This is a genomic window from Singulisphaera photorubra (assembly GCF_045290345.1).
Classification (GTDB): Bacteria; Planctomycetota; Planctomycetia; order Isosphaerales; family Isosphaeraceae; genus Singulisphaera.
Genome location: NZ_CP155447.1, coordinates 7,205,160 through 7,230,726, shown reverse-complemented (window position 1 = coordinate 7,230,726; position 25,567 = coordinate 7,205,160). Strand labels below are relative to the sequence as shown.

Genomic DNA, 25,567 nt, shown 5'->3' with positions numbered 1-25,567 from the left:
AGGTGTGAGGGACGAAGGATGAGCAATTAAAAATTCCCATCCCAGCAAGAAAGGGCTCAGGCCCTTCGACGTCCATCACACCGCCCCCGTCAAGCGACAGGGATCGGAGCCGCTCTCGCGGTGAGCACTCGCCACGGACCACCTAGCCAAAGCATCGGCGCGAAAAGGGGAAGTCACTTGAATTCGTCGGTCGATCCAACCCAACCGGTGCCGGTGGCGATCATCGGAATGGGCTGCCTGTTTCCCAAGGCCGAAGACCTGTCGCGCTACTGGGCCAACATCCGCGACCGGCTCGACGCGATCACCGAGGTGCCGCCCACCCACTGGCGGCCCGAAGACTACTGGGACGGCGACCCCAAAGCCCCCGACATGACCTACGCCAGGCGCGGAGGTTACCTCGACCCGGTCGACTTCCCCGCCCTCGAGTTCGGCATCGCCCCCAATAACCTCGAAGCCACCGACACCACCCAACTCCTCGGCCTGCTCGTCGCCCGCGAAGCGCTCAAGGACGCCGGCTACGGACCGGGCCGCACCTTCGACCGCAACCGGGTCAGCGTGATCCTCGGCGTCACCGGCACCCTCGAACTGGTGATCCCCCTGGGCGCTCGCCTCGGACACCCGATCTGGAGACGCGCGCTCAAGGCCGCGGGAGTCGCCGACCATACGGCCGAAGAGGTCGTTCAAGGGATCGCCGACTCCTACGTCGCCTGGCAGGAAAACTCGTTCCCCGGCCTGCTCGGGAACGTCGCCGCCGGCCGGATCGCCAACCGCCTCGACCTCGGCGGCACCAACTGCGTCGTCGACGCCGCCTGCGCCAGCTCCATCGGCGCCCTCCACCTGGCCGTGCTCGAACTCGCCTCCCGACGCTCCGATATCGTCCTGACCGGCGGCCTCGACACGTTCAACGACATCTTCATGTACATGTGTTTCAGCAAAACCCCCGCGCTGTCGCCGACCGGCGATGCCCGACCGTTCGACGCGGCAGGGGACGGCACGATCTTGGGGGAAGGGCTGGGGATCCTGGCGCTCAAGCGGCTGGACGACGCCCGCCGTGACGGCGACAAGGTTTACGCGGTGATCCGCTCGGTCGGCACGTCGAGCGACGGCAAGGTCGGGGCGGTCTATGCGCCCAGCTCGGCGGGGCAGGTCAAGGCGCTCAACCAGGCGTACGAGCGGGGAGGAATCTCGCCGGCTTCGATCGAGCTTCTCGAGGCGCACGGCACCGGGACCAAGGTCGGAGACGCGGTCGAGATGGCCGCGCTCAATGAGGTCTACCGCAAGGCCGACGCCGAGAAGACGTGGTGTGCCCTGGGATCAGTCAAGTCGCAGATCGGCCATACCAAGGCGGCGGCGGGGGCCGCGGGCCTGATCAAGGCCGCACTCGCCTTGCACCACAAGGTGCTCCCCCCCACGGCCAAGGTGACCGAGCCGATTGCAGGGGCCGCGCCGGGGACGTCGCCCTTCTACCTCAACACCGAGGCCCGCCCCTGGATGCCGCGTGCGGAACATCCGCGACGCGCGGCCGTAAGCGCCTTCGGCTTCGGCGGAAGCAACTTCCACTGCGTCCTCGAAGAGGCGGAAACCGAGAAACAGGTCGTCGACTGGGACGGCGACGTCCAGCTCCTCGCCGTCTCGGCCGCCAGCCAAAACGCCCTGCTCGACGCCCTCAAGGCCTGGCCGATCGACCTCGCCTGGCCGGCCTTCCGGATCGAGGCGGCCCGCTCGCGGGCTCGGTTCCAGAGCGACGCCCCTTGCCGGCTCGTCCTCGTCGTCGAACGCGGCAAGGCCGACCTGGGCAGCCTGCTGGAGCAAGCGCGTTCCCTGGTCGAACGCGGACCAGGGGGCACGCATCACGCAGGGAACGGGAATGGCAACGGCGCGGCCCACGCCCGCACGCCCGAAGGGATCTACTACGCGACCGGCCCCGCGGCCGGGGGGCTCGCGATGCTCTTCCCCGGACAAGGGGCGCAGCACACGGGAATGCTCCGGGGCCTGGCCTGCCGGTTCCCGCAAGTCCACGACGCCCTGGCCGAAGCGGATGGCGTCCCGTTGGATGACGGCCGACGGCTGGTCGACCTCGTCTTCCCGCACCCGGCCTTCTCCGACGCCCAGCTCGAGGCGCAAGAGACCGCGCTCCGGGCGACCGACGTGGCCCAACCGGCCCTGGGGGCGATGAGCCTCGGCGTCCTCCGGCTCCTCGAGCATTTCGGGGTTCGGCCCGACGCGGTTGCCGGCCACAGCTACGGCGAGCTCACCGCGCTCTGCGCCGCGGGCTGCTTCGACGCCCAGGTGCTCGACACCTTGTCGCGGCGTCGCGGGCGGCTGATGGCGGATTATGGCGGAGCAGGGGGGGCCATGCTGGCTGTCGCCGCGCCACTCGACCGGATCGAGGCCGTCGTCCGCGAAGCGGGGCTCGACGTGGTGATCGCCAACAAGAACGCGCCGCGGCAGGCCGTCCTCTCCGGGCCCGCCAACGAGATCGCGCGTGCGGCTCGGCTCTTTGAAGAGCGGAAAATCACCGCACGCCCCTTGGCCGTGTCGGCCGCGTTCCACAGCCGGTTTGTCGCCGAGGCCCGCACGCCCTTCCTGGAAACAGTCCGCGCGGTCCCCTTCACGGCGGCTCGAATCCCAGTCTACGCCAACACGACGGCAAGCCCCTATCCGAGCGACCCCGAAGCCGCTCGCAACCTGCTCGCCGGGCAACTCGCGGAGCCGGTCGAGTTCGTTGCCGAGGTCGAGGCGATGCACCGGTCGGGGATCCGGACGTTCCTCGAGGTCGGGCCCGACGCCAAGCTCACCGGCCTGGTCCGCTCCATCCTCGAAGGCCGTGAGCACGCCGCGCTGGCCGTCGACGCCTCTCGAGGCAAGCGAGGACATGTTTATGATCTGGCGCTTGCCCTGGCGCAGGTCGCCGCCCTGGGACACCCGGTCGCGCTGTCGCGGTGGGACGACGGCGTCGACATCACTCCGCAACCTGCTCGCAAGCCGAGCCTGACCGTCAAGGTCTGCGGAGCCAACGCCGCCCCCACGCCTTCGCTCGCGACCAAGCCGCGGCCGGCCCCCACGCGGCCCGCGACCCCCTCAGTCCCTGCGTCGGGCACTGTGCCCGCGCCGACGCCTCAGGCTCGGATCGTTCAGTCGACGCCTACGCCTGCCTCTGCCCCTGCTCCCTCGGCCAACGGCGGCGCGGCGGCCCCTCACGGACGCAACGGAACGCACCTCGGTCATCCCATGAATCCAACGAACGGCACCCATTCGCCCACTCCGCCCCCCCATCACGAACCAGTCGCGACGCCCCCCGCGCCCCAGCAACAGCTCTCGCCGACTCCTTCACTCCGATCGAACGATCCGGCGATGCTCGGCCAGGCGCTCCGCCACGCACAAGACAATCTGGTCGCCCTCCAGAAACTGGGCGAGCAGACCTCATCGTTGCACCGGCAGTTCCTCGACGGTCAGGATAAGGCGCAGCGCACCTTCCAGACACTCCTCGAGCAACAGCAGAGGCTGACCTACGCCTCACTCGGCCTGGTGGACCTCACGCCCACGCCCCCGGCCTATCAGCCCCGAACCGAGCTGCCCCGGTCGCGCGACGCACACGGGATCGAGGCCGTCGCTCCTCGGTTCCACACGCAGCCACAGCCACAGCCGCACCCCGAGCCTCAAGCGAGGCCGGTCATCGAGTCGCCCCGTCCCGCGCCGACGGTTCAAGCCGCGCCGGCGCCGGCACGTACTCCAATCCCGGCACCGGCTCCGGCCCCGACACGAGCACCGGCCCCGGTACCGGCTCGAGTGGCCGTCGCGGCCCCCGCGCAGGTCGATCGGATCCAGCAGGTCTTGCTCGCCGTGGTCTCGGAGAAGACCGGCTATCCCGCCGAAATGCTCGAGCCCGACATGCTCCTCGACGCCGACCTCGGCATCGACTCCATCAAACGCGTCGAGATCCTCGCCGCTCTGCAGGAGCAGCTCCCCGAGGCGCCCGTCGTCAAGCCTGAGCACCTCGGCACGCTCCGAACCCTCGGACAGATCGTCGAATTCCTCGGACAAGGCGGAGCCGCGGCTCCTGCCCCTCAGATCGTCGTCGCGGAAGCGGTGACCGACTCCCCTTCCTCCGAGATCGTCCGACAGGTCTTGCTCGCGGTAGTCTCGGAGAAGACCGGGTATCCCGCCGAGATGCTCGAGCCCGACATGCTCCTCGACGCCGACCTCGGCATCGACTCCATCAAACGCGTCGAGATCCTCGCCGCTCTGCAGGAGCAGCTCCCCGAGGCGCCCGTCGTCAAGCCTGAGCACCTCGGCACGCTCCGAACCCTCGGACAGATCGTCGAATTCCTCGCCGTGCCGGTCGTTGCCGTGGCCTCCTCGGTGACGACAGGTCCGCAAGTCATCCAGTCGGCTCCCGCGACGGCCCAGGTCCAGGACGTCTTGCTCGCGGTGGTCTCGGAGAAGACCGGCTATCCCGCCGAAATGCTCGAGCCCGACATGCTCCTCGACGCCGACCTCGGCATCGACTCCATCAAACGCGTCGAGATCCTCGCCGCTTTGCAGGAGCAGCTCCCCGAGGCACCCGTCGTCAAGCCAGAACACCTCGGCACACTCCGAACCCTCGGGCAGATCGTCGAATTCCTCGCGCCTCCCACAACTTCGGCTCCGGCGCCGTTGGCAAAGAAGGCATCCCAGCCTGCCAAGACGGCGACTCCTGCTCCGGCCAAGGTTGAATCAAACCAGCCGACCGCTCGGCCCGCGATTCAGCGGCTGGTGGTGACAAGCGTGCCTCTCGAGCCTCGAGAGAACGGGGCGGCCGTGGCGATTCGCGCTGGGGGAGAGGTCTGGATCGCCGGCGATGACCGTGGTCTCGCATCGGCCCTGGCCGCCCGGCTGATGGAGCGGGGCTATCATCCTCGGCTCGTCGATCGTTCAGAGATTGAGACGGCGACTCCGCCGACCCAGCTCGACGGACTCCTGCTCCTGGGCGCGAAGACAGATGAGGACGGCTCGTCGATCAAAGAGGCGTTCCGACTGCTCCGAACGTGCGCCGGCAGCCTGAGACAGGCGGGGCAGAACTCGGGCGCGGTGCTCGCGACCGTCTCGCGGCTGGATGGTTCGTTCGGTCTCCGCGGTTTACCCGCCGGCTCCAACGCCGCTCCGACCTCGGGCGGGCTGGCGGGGCTGGCCAAAACGGCCGGCCACGAATGGCCCGAAGTCGCCTGCAAGGCGATCGACCTCGATCCCGCGATCGAGAGCCCGGACAAGGCGGCCACCCTGCTCCTCGCCGAAATCTTCCAGCGCGGTCCGGTGGAAGTGGGCCTCGGGCCGGACGGCACGCGAACCACCTTGCAGCTCGTCTCCCGTGACCTGGCCGGCTTGAGCCAGTCCGACTCGTCCGGGCTCAAGCCGGGCGACGTGGTCATCATTACCGGAGGAGCCCGGGGGATTACCGCCGAAGCGGCCGTGGCCCTGGCCGAGGCCTTGCAACCGACGATCGTGTTGCTGGGCCGCAGCCCCGAGCCGGTCTCCGAGCCCGACTGGCTGGCTCCGCTCGCCGACGAGGCCGAGATCAAGCGGGCCCTGGTGGCCCGCGCCAACGGTCACGCAACCCCGCAGCTCATCGGATCCCAGTTCCGCGACCTTTCGGCCAACCGGGAGATCCTCGCCAACCTCGCGCGGATCGAAGCCGCCGGGTCCCGCGTGGTCTACCGCTCGGCCGACGTCCGCGACGCCGGATCGCTGCACGCTCGACTCGATGAGATCCGCAACGAGTTCGGGCCCATTCGCGCCTTGATCCATGGCGCGGGGGTGCTGGCCGACCGCCGGATCGAGGACCAGAGCGACGAGCAGTTCGCCACCGTCTTCGACACCAAGGTCGCCGGCCTGCGTGCCTTGCTCGACGCCACGGCGGGAGACGACCTCCGCGTCCTCGCTCTCTTCTCCTCCTCCACCGCGCGGTTCGGCCGGACGGGGCAAGTCGCTTATGCGGCGGCCAACGAGATCCTCAACAAGTGGGCCCAGCGCGAGGCCCGCGACCGTCCGTCATGTCGCGTCGTCGCGGCCAACTGGGGCCCTTGGGACGGCGGCATGGTCACACCGTCGCTTCGCCCCCTGTTCGAGTCGGAAGGGATCCCGCTGATCCCGCCGCGCGATGGGGCCCGCTATCTGGTGGAAGAGATCCAGGCGACGACCGACCGGCCGGTGGAAGTCGTGATCCTGGGCGCTGGGGAACGCAAGGAAGAGGGGCCGCCGCACCACGGGAATGGGGCCGAGAACGGGCAGCAGGCCGCCGCGAACCCCGGGCATGCCCCGATCTTTGAACGGACCCTGGATCTGACGACGACCCCCATCCTCGGGGCGCATGTGATCGACGGTCGGCCGGTCTTGCCGATGGCTCTGATCCTCGAATGGCTCGCCCAGGGGGCCTTGCAGCGGAACCCGGGGCTCGTCTTTGCGGGGATCGACGACCTCCGCCTCTTCAAGGGGGTCGTGCTTCGCGACGATCGTCCGGAGACGATCCGCGTGTTCGCGGGCAAGGGGGTCCGTGACGGCTCTTCCTACAAGGTGGCCGTCGAGGTCCGTGGCGTGCTGGGCGACGGCCGCGAGATCGCGCACGCCAAGGGCGAGGTGATCCTGGCCGACCGGTACACGACGCAGGCCCAGCCTTCGATCGAGGAACGCAGCCTGCCTCCGCTGGCGGCCGGCGTGACCGAACTCTATCGCGACGTCCTGTTTCATGGCCCCGACCTGCAAGGGCTGGAGCGGATCGAAGGGTGCGACGAGTCGGGCATCGTCGCCTCGGCCGCGACCGCGCCACTGCCGCAAGCCTGGCTCGATCGGCCGCTCCGCCAGGCCTGGGTGACCGACCCTCTGGCCCTCGACTGTGCCTTCCAGATGCTGATCGTCTGGAGCGTCGAGCGGTCCGGTGTCGGTTCGCTCCCCACGTTCGTCGGCAACTACCGCCAGTTCCGCCGCGCCTTCCCGACGGACGGGGTCCGCATCCTCACGCGAATCACCGAGGCCGGGACCCATCGCGCCCGCGCCGACATCGAGTTCCTCGACGGGGACGGCCAGGTCGTCGCTCGCATGGGGGACTACGAATGCGTGATCGATTCTTCCCTGAACCAGGCGTTTCGACGCAACCAGATGACCCCGATCGGCTAAAGCCGTAAGCCTCCTCTCTTGTAGGGTGGGCACGGCCCACCATCCCGTTTTGCCAATAAAGTTGGTGGGCCGTGCCCACCCTACAAGAGAGACACAGCCAACGCTTCTGACAGTCGGTAAACGACTCTTCGCCACTCATCGACACCAAGAGCAATGCAGCATCGAGAACGCGTGGCGATCGTGGGGATCGGGGGAATCTTCCCCCAGTCTCCCGACCTGGATCGGTTTTGGGCGAACATCGCGGCGGGAGTCGACACCACCCGAGAGGTTCCGCGCGGACGGTGGCTGCTCGATGTCGCCGATGCCTACGACCCTCGGGTCGGAGCTCCCGACCGGGTCTACTCGACCCGTGGCGGCTTCATCGAAGGCTTCCAGCTCGACCCTGACGGACTCGACCTCGACCCGGCGGAACTCGGGCGGCTCGACCCAATGTTCCACCTGGCCCTCCACGCCGGCCGGCAGGCCTGGCAAAGCGCTGTGACGGCAGACCTGGACCGGAGCCGGGTCGGCGTCGTCTTCGGAAACATCGTGCTACCGACCGAGACCTCGTCGGCCCTGGCGCGTGAGGTGCTCGGGCAGACGATTGCCGAGCAGGTCGGGGCGGCGGATCAAACGGCCAATCGCAGCGAGCCGCTCAACGGATACGTGGCGGGACTGCCGGCCGGGGTCCTGGCGAAGGCCCTCGGACTGGGCGGAGGCACGTATACGCTCGACGCCGCCTGCGCTTCGTCGCTTTACGCTCTGAAGCTCGCGGCGGACGAGCTTCTGTCGGGGCGGGCCGACGCGATGCTGACCGGCGGCCTGTCGCGGCCTGACCCGCTCTACACCCAGATGGGGTTCTCGCAGCTCCGAGCGCTCTCGGCCTCGGGCCGACCCTCGCCGTTCGACGCCCAAGGCGACGGCCTGGTCGTTGGCGAAGGGGCGGGGATGTTCGTCCTCAAACGGCTGAGCGACGCCCGCCGCCAAGGGGACACGATCCACGGGATCATCGCGGCCGTCGGCCTCTCCAACGACGTGGACGGCGGCCTGCTGGCCCCCAGCTCCGAAGGCCAGCTCCGCGCGATGCGTTCGGCCTACGAGCGGTCCGGCTGGGACCCGCGCGACGTCGACCTCATCGAGTGCCACGCGACCGGCACGCCAGTCGGCGACGCTGTCGAGTTCGCCAGCTTGCGAACGCTCTGGGGGACTGAAGGATGGTCCGCCGGGCAGTGCACGATCGGCTCGGTGAAGTCGAATATCGGCCACGCCCTGACGGCGGCGGGGTCGGCCGGCCTCATGAAGGTTCTCTTCGCCTTCAAGCACAAGACGCTCCCGCCGACCGCGAACTTCACGACCCCCGCGCCGAGCCTGGATGAGCCAGGGAGCAGCCCGTTCCAAATCCTCAGCGCGGCCCAGCCCTGGCCCGCGCGACCCGATGGGCAGCCCCGCCGCGCCGCGGTCAGTGGGTTCGGCTTCGGCGGAATCAACGCTCATGCCTTGATTGAAGAATGGGTTCCTGAGTCGGCGGAGCCCGCGAGCGAGCCGACCAAGCCGTTGCCCTCCATCCCCGTTGCGATCGTCGGCATGGCCGCGCACTTCGGCCCCTTTCAAGGGCTGCGGGCCTTTCAGGAACGAGTGCTCGGCGGCGAGATCCCGGGCGGACCGGCCGAGTTGACCAACTGGTGGGGCGTTCAAGACTCGGCCTGGTTCCACAACCCAGGCGAGCAGAATTCCTTAGGCGAGCGAACCATACCCAAGGGATACGGCATTGATGAGCTCGCGCTTCGGCCCGAGCAATTCCGGATCCCCCCTCGTGAGCTCGAGGAGATGCTCCCGCAGCAGTCGCTGGCCCTTCAAGTCGCGGCCGACGCGATCGCCGACGCCGGCTGGGACGATCGCCGACGGCTCCGCGCCGGGGTCTTCGTCGGGATCGGGCTCGACCTGAACACCACCAACTTCCACGTCCGCTGGTCGATGCTCCCCAGCGCCAGACGCTGGAACAAAGAGCTCGGCCTGAACCTGGCGGACGATGCCCTCGAAAGCTGGATCACGAGCCTCCGCGATACGGCAGGCCCCCCGCTGACGGCCAACCGGACGATGGGAGCGCTCGGTGGCCTGGTCGCCAGCCGGATTGCCCGTGAGTTCCGGATCGGCGGGCCAAGCTTCACGGTCTCCAGCGAAGAGACCTCAGGCACCCGCGCCCTTGATGTCGCCGTCCGCCTGCTCGGCCAAGGGGAGATCGACGAGGCCATCGTCGGCGCCGTGGACCTGGCCTGCGACCCGCGCACCTTCCGCTGTGCCGATCGGGTCCACCCGTTCTCCCCGTCAGGCACCGTCCGCCCCCTGGACCCGAATGCCGACGGCACCGTCCCCAGCGACGGCGCGGCCGCCTTGATCGTGAAGCGGCTCGACGACGCCATTCGCGACGGCGACCGGATCTACGCGGTCATTCGCGGCGTCGGCACCTCGAGCGGGGCCGACCCAATCGCCTATGAGACCGCCGCGCGGCGGGCCTACGCCGCCTCGGGAGTCGAGCCGGCCAGCGTCGGCTACCTGGAAGCCCACGGCAGCGGCCGGCCCGACGAAGATCAGGTCGAGGCCGAAGCCCTGGCGACCCTCGGCTCGGCCTGGCCGAAAGCGTCCTCGTGCGCCCTGGGGTCGGTCAAGGGGGACGTCGGCCACGCCGGCGCGGCGGCCGGCCTGGCCTCGCTGATCAAAACAGCGCTCTGTCTGCACCAGCAGATCCTCCCGCCGCTTCGAGGGGGTGAAACGCTTCGCCCCGAGCTGGCCGCGGCGGACTCCCCGTTCTTCTTGCCGCAAGGACCACAATTCTGGCTCCGCGACCGCGCTCAAGGACCGCGCCGCGCCGCCGTGAGCGCACTCGGCATTGAGGGGAATTGTCACCACATCGTCCTCGAAGGGTTCGAACCCGAGGCAGGAACGACCACTCTCGATCGGGTCCAGCCGCTCGGCAAGCGCCACCTCGCCCTCTTCGCGATCGAGGCGGACGATGAGCCGGGTCTGCTCCGCCAGATGGAGGAGCTTGAGGGACTCGCCGCTCAGAATTCCGGACTGCCGATCGAAGCACTGGCCCGAGTCTGGTGGCAGCGCCACGCGGGTGCCCCCCGCCAGCGGCTCGGCCTGGCGGTGCTCGCGGCCGACACGCCCCCTGGGTCGCTCACCGAGTCGACTCGACGTGTGGCCTGGAGCTTGCCCGAGCTACTTGCCGACGCCCGCCAGCGCCTCAAGCGAGACCCGCACGAGCCGGAGTCGCTCCGTCTGAAGGGAGATCGCGTCTTCCTGTCTCGCCGTCCGCTCGGCCCCGACGCCGGGATCGCATTCGTCTTCCCGGGCGTGGGCAACCATTTCGCGGGCATGGGCCGCGGCCTCTCCGCGCTCTGGCCCGAGGTGCTCCGTGGGCAGGACCAGGAGACCGGGTTCCTCCGGAGCCAGTTCTCACCGGAGACGTTCTGGAACGGCGACCTTTCCCAACCGTTCGCCGATCAGAGGGCGCCGATCCTCGGCCAGGTCTCGCTGGGCGGCATGGTCAGCGACCTGCTCCGTGGCTTCGGCGTGGAGCCTCGAGCCACGATCGGCTACAGCCTGGGCGAATCGTCGGCCCTGTTCGCGCTCCGAGGGTGGACCGAGCGTGACGAGATGCTCAGGCGGATCCAAACGTCCCCTTTGTTCCGGACCGAGCTGGCCGGCCCCTGCGAGGCCGCCCGCCGCACCTGGGCCCTGGCCGAAGACGCCCCGGCCGACTGGCTGGCCGGGATCGTGCCCCACTCCGCCGAGACGGTCCGCGCAGCGCTCGTCGGCCGCGAGCGGGTCTATCTCTTGATCGTCAACACGCCTCGCGAGGTGGTCGTCGGCGGCCATCGCGAAGCCGTGCTCGACCTGGCCCGAACACTCGGCGGACGGTTCTTCCCCCTGCCGATGGTCAGCACGGTCCACTGCGAGATCACAAGGCAAGTCGAGCCCGCCTACCGCGAGATGCATCTCCTGAAAACCACGCCCCCCCCGGGCGTTCGGTTCTACAGCGGAGCCCGAGGCGAGTCGTACGACCTCAACCGCGAGACGGCCGCTGACGCAATCGTCGCGCACGCCATCGACGGGATCGACTTCCCGGCGGTCGTCGCCCAGGCCTACGAAGACGGCATCCGCGTCTTCATCGAAACCGGCCCGGGGGGCTCGTGCACCCGAATGATCGGCAAGGTGCTCGGCACGCGTCCCCACCTCTCCGGCTCGGCCTGCGTGGCCGGGCAAGACCCACTCGCCACGGTCCTCGAGCTTCTGGGCAGACTGATCGCCGAGCGGGTCCCGATCAACCTCGCGTCCCTTTACGGGGTTGAAACCACCAGGGCGGCCAGTGAACCGAGCGGCCGCGTCATCCGAGTCAGCGTCGGCGGCCGCCCGTTCCCCTCTTCGGGAAACCTGCCGGAACGTCACGAGCCGCTGGCTGAACACATGGTGGGCCGTGCCCACCCGACGGGAAACCCGGAACGTCACGAGCCGTTGGCTGAACACATGGTGGGCCGTGCCCACCCGACGGGAAACCCGGAACGTCACGAGCCGTTGGCTGAACACATGGTGGGCCGTGCCCACCCGACGGGAAACCCGGAACGAATTGCCGCTTCAGCGAATCCCGCGCGCAATGGACACCAGGGAACTGCCGCCGTGCCACAACTTGCCCTGGAGATCGATCCCTTGACTCTTCAGCTCGCGAGCAGCGAGACCGCCAAGGCCGAGGCGCACGAGGCGTTCCTCCGTGTCTCCGGAAACATCGGCCAGACGATGTCGAACCAGCTCGCCTTTCAGATGGCCTTGATCGAGGCGCTGATGGCCGAGCCGACTGCGCCCTCGCCCTCCCCAATCGTCGGCGTACCGCTCGTCGAGGACTACGCTCCTCCAACAACAAGCCATCATCAGAGCGAGCCACCGGCCCTGGATCGCAACCAGTGCATGGAGTACGCCATCGGCTCGATCGGAGCGGTGCTCGGCCCCGACTTCGCGGCGATCGACGCGCACCCGACCCGGGTCCGGCTCCCCGACGAGCCGCTGATGCTGGTCGATCGCATCCTCACGATTGAAGGGGAGCCGCGTTCGATGCAGAGTGGCCGGGTGGTCACCGAGCATGACGTCCTCCCCGGCGCCTGGTATCTTGACGGCGGCCGGATCCCGACCTGCATCGCCGTCGAGTCGGGGCAGGCCGACCTGTTCCTCTCCGCCTACCTCGGGATCGACTTCATCACCAAGGGGCACGCGGTCTACCGCTTGCTCGACGCGGTCGTGACCTTTCACCGCGGCCTCCCGGGCCCGGGCGACGTCATCCGGTACGATATCCACATCGATCACTTCTTCCGCCAAGGCGAGACGTACCTCTTTCGGTTCCGCTTCGAGGCGACCGTCGGCGGCGTCCCTTTGATGACGATGAGTGAAGGCTGCGCGGGCTTCTTCACCGCCAAGGCACTCGCCGCGGGCGAAGGGGTCGTTGCCCCCCGGCTCCAGCGTCAGACCCGGCCAAGCGGTCGGCCGGCCGACTGGGTCGAGCTTGTCCCGATGGCGGTCGAGTCCTACTCCGCGCACCAGGTCGAGGCGCTCCGGCAGGGCGACCTCGCCACCGCGTTCGGATCCCGGTTCGCCGGACTCTCGTTGCAGAACCCGGCCCGCCTGCCGGGGGGGCGGATGACCCTGGTCGACCGGGTCGAAACGCTCGACCCCAAGGGGGGGCGGTTCGGCCTCGGCCTGATCCGCGCAGAGGCGGACATCCACCCCGACGACTGGTTCATGACCTGCCACTTCGTCGACGACCGCGTGATGCCCGGGACGCTCATGTTCGAGTGTTGCCTGCACACGCTCCGGATCTACCTGACCCGAATGGGCTGGATCGGCGAGCATGACCAGGTGGCCTGCGAGCCGGTGCCGGGCGTCGCCAGCCGCTTGAAGTGCCGCGGCCAGGTCATCGAATCCACCCGGATGGTCACCTACGAGGTCTCGATCAAGGAACTGGGCTACGGCCCCGAGCCTTATGCGATCGTGGATGCCTTGATGTATGCCGACGGCAAGCCGGTGGTCGAGATCACCGACATGTCGCTCCGTATGACCGGCCTGTCGCGTGAGGCGGTCGAGACACTCTGGGCGAATCGACCGGAGGGGACGGGCACGGTTTCGGCCAACTCCGAGCCGGTCCCCTTGTTCGACTGCGATCGGATCACGGCGTTCGCCATCGGCAAGCCCTCCGAAGCGTTTGGCGCCCCTTACAAGATCTTCGACTCCGGCCGGGTGATCGCCCGCTTGCCTGGCCCCCCCTTCCAGTTCCTCGACCGGATCACGGCGATCGACGCGGAGCCTTGGAAACATGTTGCCGGCGGTGTGATCGAAGCGCGTTACGACATCCCGGCCGACGCTTGGTACTTTGCCGCCGAGCGGCAAGGGCGGATGCCCTTCGCCGTGCTGCTCGAGGCCGCGCTTCAGCCTTGCGGCTGGCTCGCGGCGTACATCGGCTCGGCCCTGACGAGCGAGGAAGACCTCAAATTCCGCAACCTGGGAGGCTCGGCCGTCCAGTTCGTCGAGGTGACTCCCGAGACCGGAACCCTGGTCACGACCGTCAAGATCACCAAGGTCGCGCGATCCGGGGGCATGATCATCCAGAATTATGACCTCGAGGTCCGGGCCGCGGCCGGTGGCCAGCTCATCTATCGAGGCGACACCTATTTCGGCTTCTTCCGCGCCGAGGCCTTGGCCGAGCAGATCGGCATCCGCGACGCCGCGCTCTACCAGCCGGGCCCCGACGAGCGAGCCCGGGCCAAGCAGCTCGATTATCCGAGAACGCCCCCGTTCCCCGACGAGCAACTGCGGATGATCGACCAGGTGGATCTCTTTATTCCCGACGGCGGGCCGGCGGGACTCGGGTTCATCGAAGGGTCTCAGGATGTGGATCCCGGAGCCTGGTACTTCAAGGCCCATTTCCACCAGGATCCGGTCTGCCCGGGCTCATTGGGGTTGGAATCGTTCCGGCAACTGCTTAAAGTCGTGGCCGCCGAGCGCTGGGGGGTGGGGAGCGAATCCCAGTTTGAGGACGCCGCTCCGGACGTCCCGCATCGCTGGACTTACCGGGGTCAGGTGCTCCCCACCGCCGGCCGCGTCGTGGTCCAGGCCACGATCACGAAGGTCGACGACCACCGCCGCCGGCTCTGGGCTGCTGGGTTCCTCACCGTCGACGGCCGGACGATCTTCCAGATGAACGACTTTACGCTCGGCTTCAATCCCTAAGCAAGCATCGGGGAGACTCTGATGAGATATTCGCGAGTCTATGTCGATGCGATCGGCTACGAGCTACCGCCCGTGGTGGTGACGTCGACCGAGCTGGAATCGCGGCTGACGGGCTTTTACGAGGCCCTACGCATTCCCCAAGGGCAGCTCGAAGCGCTGACGGGGATCGTCGAACGGCGATGGTGGGACGAAGACTACCGCGTCTCTGATGGGGCGATCGCAGCGGCCAAGCAGGCGTTGGCGACGTCGAGCGTGAAGCCCGAGGAAATCGGGGTCTTGATCTACGCGGGGGTCTGCCGCGAGTTGTTCGAGCCGGCGACCGCCTGCCGCGTGGCCGCCGGGGTCGGGGTCGGCGAAGAGACGGCGGTCTACGACATCAGCAACGCCTGCCTGGGCGTGCTCAACGGCATGATCGACATCGCCAACCGGATTGAGCTCGGTCAAATCAAGGCGGGCATGGTCGTCTCGTGCGAGACCGCACGTGAGATCAACGACATCATGATCGAGCGGATGATTCAGCAGCCGACGATGGAGAACTTCCGCGAGTCGTTGGCCACCCTCACCGGTGGTTCGGGCGCGGTGGCATTGCTCCTGACCGACGGTTCATTCTCCGAACCGAAGCGACGGCGACTGCTTGGCGGCGTGACCCACACTGCCCCGCAGTTCCACGCCCTCTGCCGCTGGGGCCTGGAGGCGATCCGCCCGCTCGGCGGCTTGCAGCAGTTCATGGCGACCGACTCGATCTCCGTGCTCAAGCACGGTGTCGACCTCGGCACCCGAACCTGGTCCGCCTTCCTCCGCAAGTTCGGCTGGATGCGCAACCAGATCGACAAGGTCATCTGCCACCAGGTCGGCTCGGGGCACCGCGACACGATCCTCCAGTCGCTGGGCATCGACCCCGCCAAGGAGTTCTCCAGCTTCCCCTACCTGGGCAACATCGGCACCGTCTCGCTCCCCTTGACCGCCGCCCTGGCCGAAGACCGCGACTTCCTCCAGCCCGGCGACCGCGTCGCCTTCCTCGGCATCGGCAGCGGTTTGAACTGCCTGATGCTCGGACTCGAGTGGTAATCTGTTCTTATTTGCTGATCAGGTGATCTTTTCTTGTAGGGTGGGCACAGCCCACCATCTTTACGCAGTCCAAAGGGAAGAACAAAGACGATGGTGGGCCGTGCCCACCCTACAAAGAGAAGCCATGGCCCGGGCCACAAATCCGCCAAGTTTTTGAGCCGACTGAGATGCAGGACTAAGAATGACCAGCGCCTTCGACGAATTTCGCCTGGCCCATCCGGGGCGTGACCTCGACCTGGGAGGCCTGCGCTACCATTACCTCGACGAGGGTCAGGGCGAGCCGGTCGTCATGGTCCACGGCAACCCGTCCTGGTCGTTCTACTATCGCTCGCTGGTCGAGGCGCTCAACGGCTCGTACCGGACCATTGTCCCCGACCACATCGGCTGCGGACTCTCGGACAAGCCCGATGACTCGCGGTACCAGTACACGCTGAGCCAGCGGGTCGACGACCTCGAAGCCCTCCTTGACCACCTTGAGGTCAACAGCAACCTGACGCTGGTGCTCCACGACTGGGGCGGTATGATCGGCATGACCTACGCCGCACGCCACCCCGAGCGAATCGCCCGATTGGTGATCCTCAATACGGGCGCCTTCCACCTGCCCAAATCGAAATCGTTCCCCTGGCTCTTGTGGGTCTGCCGCGACACGCCGCTGGGCGCCTGGATGGTCCGCGGCCTGAACGCGTTCTGCCGGGGGACCGCCTCCCCTTGGATCGGCTGCACCCATCACCCGATGTCGCGCACGGTTCGCGACGCCTACCTCGCGCCTTATGACTCATGGGCCAATCGGATCGCGATTCACCGATTCGTCCAGGACATCCCGCTCCGCCCCGGCGACCGCGGTTACGAACTCATCTCCGAAGTCGAAGATCGCCTCGAAGCGCTGGCAAGCGTGCCGATGTTGATCGGCTGGGGATGAAGGACTTCGTGTTCGACCACCATTTCCTCGACGAATGGATCCGCCGATTCCCCAGCGCGGAGGTCCACCGGTTCGCCAAGTCCGGGCACTATATCCTCGAGGACGAGACCGAGGCGATCGTCCCCTTGGTCCGTGAATTCCTCGCGAACCATCCGCTCGAGCAAGACGCCCGGGTGCCTCGAGTGGGAATAAGCCCGTGAGCCGAAGCCCCGGTGTTAGACTCATGTGTTTTTTGTAGCCCCGAAGGTACGACCGTTCATCGCTAGGGGTGAAATCCCTGGAAATTGTTCGACATAATGAGACTGCAGCAAGGATAGCGGGATCTCGTTCCCACGCTCTGCGTGGGAATGCCTTCCTCGACGCTCTGCGTCGTCTTCCCCGGCGGTTGGGGCCGCGGAGCGGCCAAGACGGCATTCCCACGCGGAGCGTGGGAACAAGTTTCTCCCGCGAATTTCGGCCTCCGGGGCAGACAGACGGCCCGGTTTCCTTGCGGCAGACTCGACATAGTTATACATTGCAGCCCCGAAGGGGCTAAAAAGATTTCAACTTACGCACTTGTCAATCCCAGGGAATTACACAGCCCCTGGCTATGAACGGTCGCCCCTCCGGGGCCGCACAATAAGGAGACTCCGGTGGCGACGGAAGGGATCAGTCCGATCCGAGGCGTTGAGTCCACCGGCATCGGCGCCAGCGCCAGCCCGGCCGTCGTCAACATCGCCACTCACCTGCGAGAGATGGCGAAGACCCAGCCCTACACGCTGGCGGCCGTCTGCCCGGCGGGGCGCGACCGCGCGGGCCGGCCGGCGCACACGCACTGGACGTTCCAGCAGCTCGACCGCGAGAGCGACGCCGTGGCGCGGCACGTCCTGGAGCGAGGTGGCATCACCCGGGGGGTGCGCACGGTCTTGATGGTCAAGCCGAGCCTCGAATTCTTCGCCCTGACCTTTGCTCTGTTCAAAACAGGGGCGATCCCCGTCCTGATCGACCCGGGGATGGGGATCAAGAACATCGGCCAATGTCTGGCCGAGGCCGAGCCCGAGGCGTTTATCGGCATCCCCCTGGCGAACCTCGCGCGCCGGCTGCTCGGCTGGGGCAAGGCGACCCTCCGAACCGTCCTGCCCGTCGCGCCCCCTTGCAAGGACTGGTATGCTCGCGGGAACAAGCCATGGCTTGTTACGGATGAACCGTATCCAATTGCTCCGACCCGGGCCGACGAGGTCGCCGCGATCCTCTTCACCAGTGGCAGCACGGGAGTCCCCAAGGGGGCTGTCTACACCCATTCGATCTTCGATGCGCAAGTGGCCGTGCTCCGCGACCTCTATGGCCTTGGCCCGGGCGAGATCGACCTCTGCACCTTTCCGCTCTTTGCCCTGTTCGCCCCCGCGCTCGGAATGACGGCGATCATCCCCGAGATGGACTTCACCCGCCCGGCGCAGGTCAGCCCGGGGATGATCTTCCAGACGATCCAAGACTTCGGCGTGACCAACATGTTCGGCTCCCCGGCCCTGATCCGCCGCGTCGGCGACCACGGGGCACGGCACGGCATCAAATTGCCGACGATCCGCCGGGTGATCTCGGCGGGAGCCCCCGTGCCGGCCGAGGTGCTCGGGACGTTCGCCACGATGCTCGAGCCAGGCGCGTCCCTGACGACCCCCTACGGTGCCACCGAGTCGCTCCCGGTCTGCTCGATCGACAGCCACGAAATCCTCAACGAGACAAGGGACCTGACCGACCGCGGGGCCGGAGTCTGCGTGGGCCGGCCCGTCGGCGATGTTGAAGTGAAGATCATCCGAATCTCCGACGAGCCCATCACGAGCTGGTCGGCCGATCTCAGCCTCCCCGACGGCGCGATCGGCGAGATCGTCGTCCGAGGACCGGTCGTGACCCGCGAATACGTCAACCGCCCCGAGTCGACCACCCTGGCCAAGATCGCGATTCCAGGGCAGGGGGGGGACGTCTATCATCGGATGGGAGACGTCGGTTATCGCGACGATCAAGGTCGAATCTGGTTCTGCGGACGCAAGGCCCACCGCGTCGTGACCCTGGAGGAAACGCTCTTCACGATCCCCTGCGAGGCCATCTTCAATACCCATCCCGCGGTCTTCCGCACCGCGCTGGTCGGGGTCGGCCCGCGCGGGGCGATGAAGCCCGTCCTCTGCGTCGAGCGGCAACGTGCGGCAACTGCGGCCGGCAAGACCAAGGAACGGCCGCTTTCGAAAGAGGCCTTGCGCCGCGAGCTTCTCGAACTCGGGGCAAGACATCCTCAGACGAAGGGGATCACGACCATTTTGTTCCATAAGGCGTTCCCGGTCGACATCCGTCACAACGCCAAGATATTCCGCGAGAAGTTGGCCGTCTGGGCGGCCGGGAGACTGCGATGAACGCGCTGGTGACCGGCGGCGGCGGATTCCTCGGCCACGCGATCGTCCGGCTCCTCCGCGCCCGAGGCGACACCGTCCGCAGTCTGGCGCGGGGCGAGTACCCCGCCTTGACCGCGCTCGGTGTCGAACCCATCCGTGGCGACCTGACCGACCCGGAGGCGGTCCTCCGCGCGGTCGAGGGCTGCGACGTCGTCTTTCACGTCGCGGCCAAGGCGGGCATCTGGGGCCCGTACGAGGAGTATCACCGCTGCAATGTCGACGGGACGCGCCACGTGCTCGAGGCCTGCCGGGCCCGCGGCGTTCGCAGACTTGTTTACACAAGCTCTCCCAGCGTCGTCTTCGACGGCCGCGACCAGGAAGGGGTCAACGAAACGGCCCCGTATGCCAGCCGGTTCGACTCGCCCTATCCCGCGACCAAGGCCCTGGCCGAGCGATTGGTCCTCGAAGCCGATTGCGCCGAGCTGGCCACCACAGCGCTCCGGCCCCACCTGATCTGGGGCCCTGGGGACAACCACCTGATCCCCCGCCTGATCGCCCGGGCCCGCGCGGGCCGGCTCCGCCGAATCGGCCGCAAGGATCATCTTGTCGACTCGATCTACATCGATAACGCCGCCGAGGCCCACCTGCTCGCGGCCGACCGCCTGGCTCCTGGTCCCGATTCGCCGGTCCACGGCAAAGCCTACTTTCTCTCGCAAGGGGAGCCCTGGCCGCTCTGGTCCTTGATCAACGGCATCCTCGCCGCCGCGGGGGTTCCGCCGGTCACTCGAAGCGTCCCTCGCGGAGCCGCCCTCCTGGCAGGTACCCTTCTCGAACAGGTCTATCGCGCCCTAGGACGCACCGCCGAGCCGCCGATGACCCGATTCCTGGCACACCAGCTCTCGACCGCCCACTGGTTCGACATCAGAGCCGCGCGCCGCGACTTCGGCTACAAACCCTCCGTCTCAATCGACGAAGGCCTACGCCGACTCGAAAAGTCATTCCAGTAGCCCGACCGACCGCCTGCCCGCTCTCGCCGGTACTCCAGGAACGCGCCGAAAGCCTGACACGTGTCGAAGACCGACCGTAGCGGTTGCAAAAGGCATGAGGGAATGCGATAGTATCCCCGGGGTAAACGTGTCTTTGATTGACCTCTCTGTGAAATTAGAGAGCTCAGTCGATGACGACTGAGTGATTCAGTGAGCGCAACAGCGACTTGGGGTCGTCACGGGTCGTTTCACGCAATTCTCGACGTTTGAAGTGCTGAAGCAGACAGAGGTTGGATCGAGGATCATCGATCCCACATCCTTTCGCGTGCCAACGTCAGCCGCGAGAGCGAATCTGGAGCCTTCCTAAAATGTTGCCATTGCGAAGAACCAGGACCACCCGCTTCCTGATCACATGTTCCCTTGTCTTCCTCGCAGGTGTGTGGCTCTCGTTCGCCAAGCAGGGCCGCGCGGCCGACCGGCTTCCGGGCGCTTCGGCCGAGACGGCCCGGGCCGTGCTCGAAAAATACTGCTACCGCTGCCACGGCCAAAACGGGCGGAACGAAGGGGGTCTGAACGTCGTCACCGACCTCAAGAAACTCGTCGAGAGCAAGCGGGTTGTTCCGGGAGACCCCGAGCGGTCGAAGCTCCTCAAACGTGTGGTCGGCGGAGACATGCCGCCGGAAATCGATTTCGAAAACCAGACCGCGAACTCTGCACCACTCCCCAGGCCCAGCGCGAGAGAGGTGGCCCTGCTGCGCGGCTGGATCCAGGCGGGTGCCTCCGATCAGACCGCACCCCGGGTCAACAGCACAAGCCGGAGGTTCATGACAGAGCTCGAGGTGTTGAGGGCCGTCCTCGACGACCTCCGCACCCTTGGGACCCGTGAGCGCCGGTTCATCCGCTACTTCACCCTCACCCATCTTGCGAACGCCGGCGACAACGAAGACCAGCTCCAGACCTATCGCCACGGCCTTTCCAAACTGATCAACAGCCTTTCCTGGAGCCGGCAGATCACCGTCCCCAAGCCGATCGACCCCAGACGGGTCGTCCTCCGGATCGACCTCCGGGATTACCTCTGGGACGAGGGCACGTGGTCCGCCATCCTGAGCGAATACCCCTACGGCATCAAATACAACGGCACCAGCTCGGAGTCGATCAACACCATGACCGACTGCGAGCTGCCGTTCGTCCGGGCCGACTGGTTCGTGTACGCAGCCTCAAGGCCGCCGCTCTACCACGATGTGCTTCGCCTGCCAACCACGATTGAGGAGCTCGAGAAGAAGCTCGACGTCGACGCCCTCGCCAACATCCGTCAAGACCGCGCGGTTCGAGCCGGTTTCAACGCCTCGGGAGTCTCGCGGAACAACCGGCTGATCGAACGACACGAGTCGACCAACGGTGGCTACTGGCGGAGCTACGACTTCGGCGGGAACGCCGACCGCAAGAACCTGTTCGCCCATCCCCTCGGGCCGGGCAGCGGAGCGTTTGACTTCGAACACGACGGCGGCGAAACCGTCTTCGCACTCCCCAACGGCTTGAATGGTTACATGCTCACGGATGGCCATGGACAACGGATCGACAAAGGGCCGACCGAGATCGTGCGCGACAACAAGCAGGCGGATGGTGCCGTGGTCAACGGCATCTCTTGCATGAGTTGTCACAACCGCGGCTTCATCGAGAAGACCGACCAGGTACGCGACGTGGTCCTGAAGTCCCGATCCTTTGGCAAGGAGGTCACCGACACGGTCGTCGCCCTCTACCCGCCCCACGAGCGGATGGACAAGCTGATGCAGGAAGACCTCGATCGGTACGCCCGCGCCGTGAAAGAAACAGGGGCCGCACTGAGTCGGACCGAGCCTGTCTTTGCGTTGGCGACCCAGTTCGAGGAGGAAATGAACATCTCGGTCGCCGCGGCCGAAGCGGGCCTGATGGTCAAGGAGTTTCGTGATCTGCTCGCGCTGTCCCCGGAGCTCGGCCAAACCCTGGGCCTGCTCCTCGCCGAGGGCACGGTGAAACGCGACCTCTACGTGAACGCCTTTCCCTTGATCGCCGAGGCGCGGCACCTCACGTTGCTCCACCTCGCAAAGCCCGCCCCTGTGACGGTCGCAAAGCCCAGCGAGCCTCTCAAACCGCGCGACGGCCTCCCGTCCACGTTCGGATCGTTCCCGAGGGACCGGCTCGCCGCCATGCACCGGGCGAACATGAACGCCCACATGAACATGAATCTCAACACAGATTTCCCGCTCAATTCACAGGGGAATCCGAGGGGAAATTCCAGGCCGGAGCCGGGGCCGGCCGTGAAGACCTACCCCGCGTCAGGGAGCCAGAAAGGATACGCCCCCGACCGACTCGTCGACCTGCCCGCATCATTCTGGGGAGGAAACCGCGACAAGTTTCGCGACGTCGGCCCCGCGGGGTCGATCCTGGTGGGGGTGAGAACCAGCACCCACTTGTTCTTCGGCGGGCCGAAGATCAGCTCGGTCCAGCCGATCTACCGATCAGGCACCCGCCTGATCGAGGGGGAACGCCACGGCACAGTGGCAAGCCCCGAGACGACCACCGTCGCCAAGTCGGGCTACGCCGTCGGTGGCTTCCGGACCCACACCGGCCTGGGGGTCGATGGGTTTGAAATCGTCTACATGCGTGTCAAGAACGGCCGACTCGTCCCCAGCGATTCCTACACTTCCCCCTGGCTCGGGGACGTGAACGGCGGAAGCCCCAACAACGTCTCCAGCAACGGCGAAGTCCCAGTCGGGCTCCAGGGACGGTCGACAAAATCCATTCACGCGCTCGGGCTGATCATCGTCAAGTGAGCGAGGCGCCTACCGTCCCCAAGAGAGTGAGGGGCGGCTTCATTGCCGCGAGGCGAGCGAACGCGGATCCACAGGCCGGGGCTCAACGGCGATGAGGAACGCGTTGAATCTCGAACGGCCGGAGTTGCCTCGACAGATGTTGGCCCTATAATTCGCGACGTTCGCCGGTCAAGGGAATGATCGCCGCGAACGTTCGTGAACATTCGATGGCCAGGCTTGGCGGCTCTCTCTCCTCCACCCCGCCCGACGCTCCCCCCCCATCCGCAGCCTCATCCCGAGACCTCCGAGACTCATCAATGGCCTCAGATCAATTGTTGACGCTTGCTCCTTCGCACGGCGAGGAAGCCGCCCTTTCTTCGGTCAGCCCTGGGCTCCGTTTCATCATCCTCCTTGGCTTGCTCGACGCCTTCGGTCCGCTCGGCATCGACATGTACCTGCCGGCCTTCCCCCAGATCGAGCGCGACCTCAAGGCGCAGGGGGGGGCGATGCAACTGACGCTCTCTTTCTTCCTGGCAGGGTTGGCGATCGGGCAGCTCATTTGCGGGCCGATCTCCGACCGCCTCGGGCGTCGTAAGCCGTTGCTCTGGGGTTGCGCCGCGTTCGCTGTCGCCTCCATGACATGCGCGTTTGCCCGCTCGATCGAATCCTTGATTCTCGCCCGATTCGTCATGGGCCTGGCGGGTGCGACGGGCATGGTGATCGCAAGGGCGATCGTCCGCGACTCCTTCGAGGAGGCCGACTCGTCGCGGATCTACTCGATGCTCATGCTCGTCATCGGGATCGCCCCGGTCCTCGCGCCGTCCGCCGGCGGCTGGTTGATGCGGATCGGGAGTTGGGGTTTGATCTTCTGGGCGCTGGCCGGTTTCGCCTGCCTCTGCGGCATCGCGGTCGCGGTCGACCTGCCCGAAACTCATCCCCCCTCGCGTCGTACTCGAGATTCGATCGGCTCGATCGGGCGCCGCTATGCCGCGATGATCGTCGACCGCAAGTTCGTCGGCTACGCGGCCCCGGTCAGCCTGGCGCTCGGCCTGATCTTCGCCTATGTCGCGTCGGCCCCCTCGCTCTTCATGCAGTTTTACGGGCTCTCGCCAACCGCGTTCAGTTTGCTCTTCGCCAGCAACGCGATCGGCCTGATCGGCGCGGCCCAGGTCAATCGCTGGCTGACCCGCCACTATGACACCCACACGATCCTTCGCGGAGCCTCGATCGGCAACCTGGTGACCGCCCTTCTGCTCCCCGTCCTCGCCTGGACCGGGATTGGTGGATTCCCCGCGTTCTTCGCGGACATCTTTCTCTGCCTCATGACGGTCGGGCTCATCTTGCCCAACGCCACCGCCGCCGTGATGGCCCCCTTCCCCCACCAGGCCGGAGCCGCCTCCGCGTTGCTCGGCATGCTCCAGTTCACGGTCGGCGCCGCGACCGGTGCCATCGTCGGCATCTTTCACGACGGCACGGCCCGACCGATGGCGCTGACCATCGCCGGGTGCGCGGTGACCTCGACGCTCATTACCATCCTCGTTGAGCGACGGAACAGCGCGGCCGAAGATCGGGCGTTGCAGCTTCTCGGATCATCTGCCGAATAAATCGTAAGCGACTCGATCCATCGATATCTGATGACACTTCTCTCCCCGCAAGAACCGAGGTGGTCATGGCAACGCAGGCAACGGGATCGTTTGAAGTGAAGCTCAACCCGCAGGCGGCGCCCGACCAGGCCGAAGGCTCAACCCTCGGCCGGATGTCGATCGAGAAGCAGTTCCATGGCGATCTCGAAGCGACCAGCAAAGGGGAGATGCTGGCCGCCAGCACCGAAGTCCAGGGCTCGGCCGGTTACGTCGCGATCGAACGGGTGACAGGGACGCTCCATGGCCGCCACGGCAACTTCGTCCTCCAGCACAGCGGCACCATGTCGAACGGTGACCAGCAACTTTCCATCACCGTGGTGCCAAACTCCGGTTCCGGGCAACTCGTGGGGCTTGTCGGCAAGATGGGAATCCATATCGCCGACGGAAAGCATACATATAACTTTGAGTTCAGCCTCCCTGACACTCCTTGATTGTCGATGATTCCCGTAAGATGGGCACAGCCCACCATCTCGATCTCCATGCCCAGATCCTTACCGATACGGCGAGCTTGCGGGCTCCGAGGGGCGGTTCTCCTGTCCGATGATCAGTCCGGCCACCCGGAATCCGTCGGGGCTGACGCGGTGATCGCCTGAGAACGGGTAGCCGAACATCAGGACGAGAAAGAGGTTCAGGGCGATGAGGGTCGAGACCATGATCGTCATGACACTCTGAATCCGCAGGTTGTCCAGCTTGAAGAAGTAAGTGAATGCGACGGTGACCGCGCCGCCAACGAACAGGACGAGCCACTCGAGGGAAGTCACGCCGTACGCAGCGGTGACAGTCCGGGTCCGCCGGCTGTCCCAGAACTGACAGAGGGACGTGAGTTGGGTGGCGTAGATCGCCTTCTCTTTCTCGGTCTTCGGCTCGAAGTCGGTGACCACGTCGAACAGGCGGATCGCGGATTCGCGAGCCTTGTCCGAGTGCCGACCCTCATCCATATTGGGCCACTCGTCGTTGATGACTTGATCGATGTAGGTCAGGGCGTGCTTCTGAATCTCGTCCCGCTTCGGCTTGGGAAGCTGTTTCGCGAGGATGAGGACGTTGGCCAACGAATTCGACTCTTGCTCGGTCGTCAGACGGGCTTGCTGGAAACTCCCCATGGAATCGACCACGATCAGGCCGAGGATCACCGCGTAGAGGGTGCCGACCACCGAGAGCAGGTAGCCGCCAACGTCGTGGCAAGAGATCAGGTCTCTGGTACTGAGCAGTTTCCGGACAGTGAGCAAGCCGATGATCGCCAGAATGGCGCTGGCGGTCACCAGGAAGAATCCCATGAAATAAGTGTCGAGTTCCAACAATGCGTCTCCCCTCTTCCCAATTCCGATGGCCGCGCGCAGCCTGGGCCCGAACTCGTGGAAGAGAGCCCGGGCCCAGCGATCGTAAAACCAAGTCCGATCGC

At 66.6% G+C, this 25,567-nt stretch carries 9 protein-coding genes and 1 pseudogene; 9 read left to right on the top strand and 1 reads right to left on the bottom strand.

Going from position 1 to position 25,567, the window contains the following annotated elements; translation table 11 throughout:
* Positions 1–177 precede the first annotated feature (177 nt).
* The 9 genes and pseudogenes from V5E97_RS27250 to V5E97_RS27210 all read left to right on the top strand — a co-directional run bounded on the left by V5E97_RS27250 (position 178) and on the right by V5E97_RS27210 (position 24,599).
* Positions 178–7,149: an SDR family NAD(P)-dependent oxidoreductase gene (locus V5E97_RS27250; RefSeq protein ID WP_406694716.1), complete on the top strand. Its 6,972-nt coding sequence runs from the start codon at positions 178–180 to the stop codon at positions 7,147–7,149.
* A gap of 153 nt (positions 7,150–7,302) precedes the next feature.
* Positions 7,303–14,400: a beta-ketoacyl synthase N-terminal-like domain-containing protein gene (locus tag V5E97_RS27245; RefSeq protein WP_406694715.1), complete on the top strand. Its 7,098-nt coding sequence runs from the start codon at positions 7,303–7,305 to the stop codon at positions 14,398–14,400.
* A 21-nt stretch (positions 14,401–14,421) separates the two neighbouring features.
* Positions 14,422–15,468, top strand: a complete 1,047-nt coding sequence (locus tag V5E97_RS27240) for a 3-oxoacyl-ACP synthase III (protein ID WP_406694714.1) — start codon at positions 14,422–14,424, stop codon at positions 15,466–15,468.
* A gap of 181 nt (positions 15,469–15,649) precedes the next feature.
* Positions 15,650–16,587 (top strand): annotated as a pseudogene (locus V5E97_RS27235) (alpha/beta fold hydrolase).
* Between the two features lie 534 nt (positions 16,588–17,121).
* Entirely contained in the window at positions 17,122–18,768 is a 1,647-nt protein-coding gene (locus V5E97_RS27230) for a fatty acid CoA ligase family protein (protein ID WP_406701225.1), read from the top strand.
* Positions 18,765–19,754 carry an NAD-dependent epimerase/dehydratase family protein gene (locus tag V5E97_RS27225; protein WP_406694713.1) on the top strand — a complete coding sequence of 330 codons (990 nt, stop codon included), beginning with the start codon at positions 18,765–18,767 and terminating at the stop codon, positions 19,752–19,754. Before V5E97_RS27230 ends, V5E97_RS27225 begins: the two co-directional genes overlap by 4 nt.
* Before the next feature lie 347 nt (positions 19,755–20,101).
* A complete protein-coding gene (locus tag V5E97_RS27220; RefSeq protein WP_406694712.1) occupies positions 20,102–22,546 on the top strand; it encodes a c-type cytochrome domain-containing protein in 2,445 nt (814 codons plus the stop codon).
* Between the two features lie 296 nt (positions 22,547–22,842).
* Positions 22,843–24,129, top strand: coding sequence for a Bcr/CflA family multidrug efflux MFS transporter (locus tag V5E97_RS27215; protein ID WP_406694711.1), 1,287 nt, complete (start codon positions 22,843–22,845; stop codon positions 24,127–24,129).
* A gap of 65 nt (positions 24,130–24,194) precedes the next feature.
* Entirely contained in the window at positions 24,195–24,599 is a 405-nt protein-coding gene (locus V5E97_RS27210; protein ID WP_406694710.1) for a DUF3224 domain-containing protein, read from the top strand.
* A 60-nt stretch (positions 24,600–24,659) separates the two neighbouring features.
* On the opposite strand, the gene V5E97_RS27205 is transcribed toward V5E97_RS27210, so the two are convergent.
* Positions 24,660–25,463: a bestrophin-like domain gene (locus tag V5E97_RS27205; protein ID WP_406694709.1), complete on the bottom strand. Its 804-nt coding sequence runs from the start codon at positions 25,461–25,463 to the stop codon at positions 24,660–24,662.
* Between the last annotated feature and the right edge of the window lie 104 nt (positions 25,464–25,567).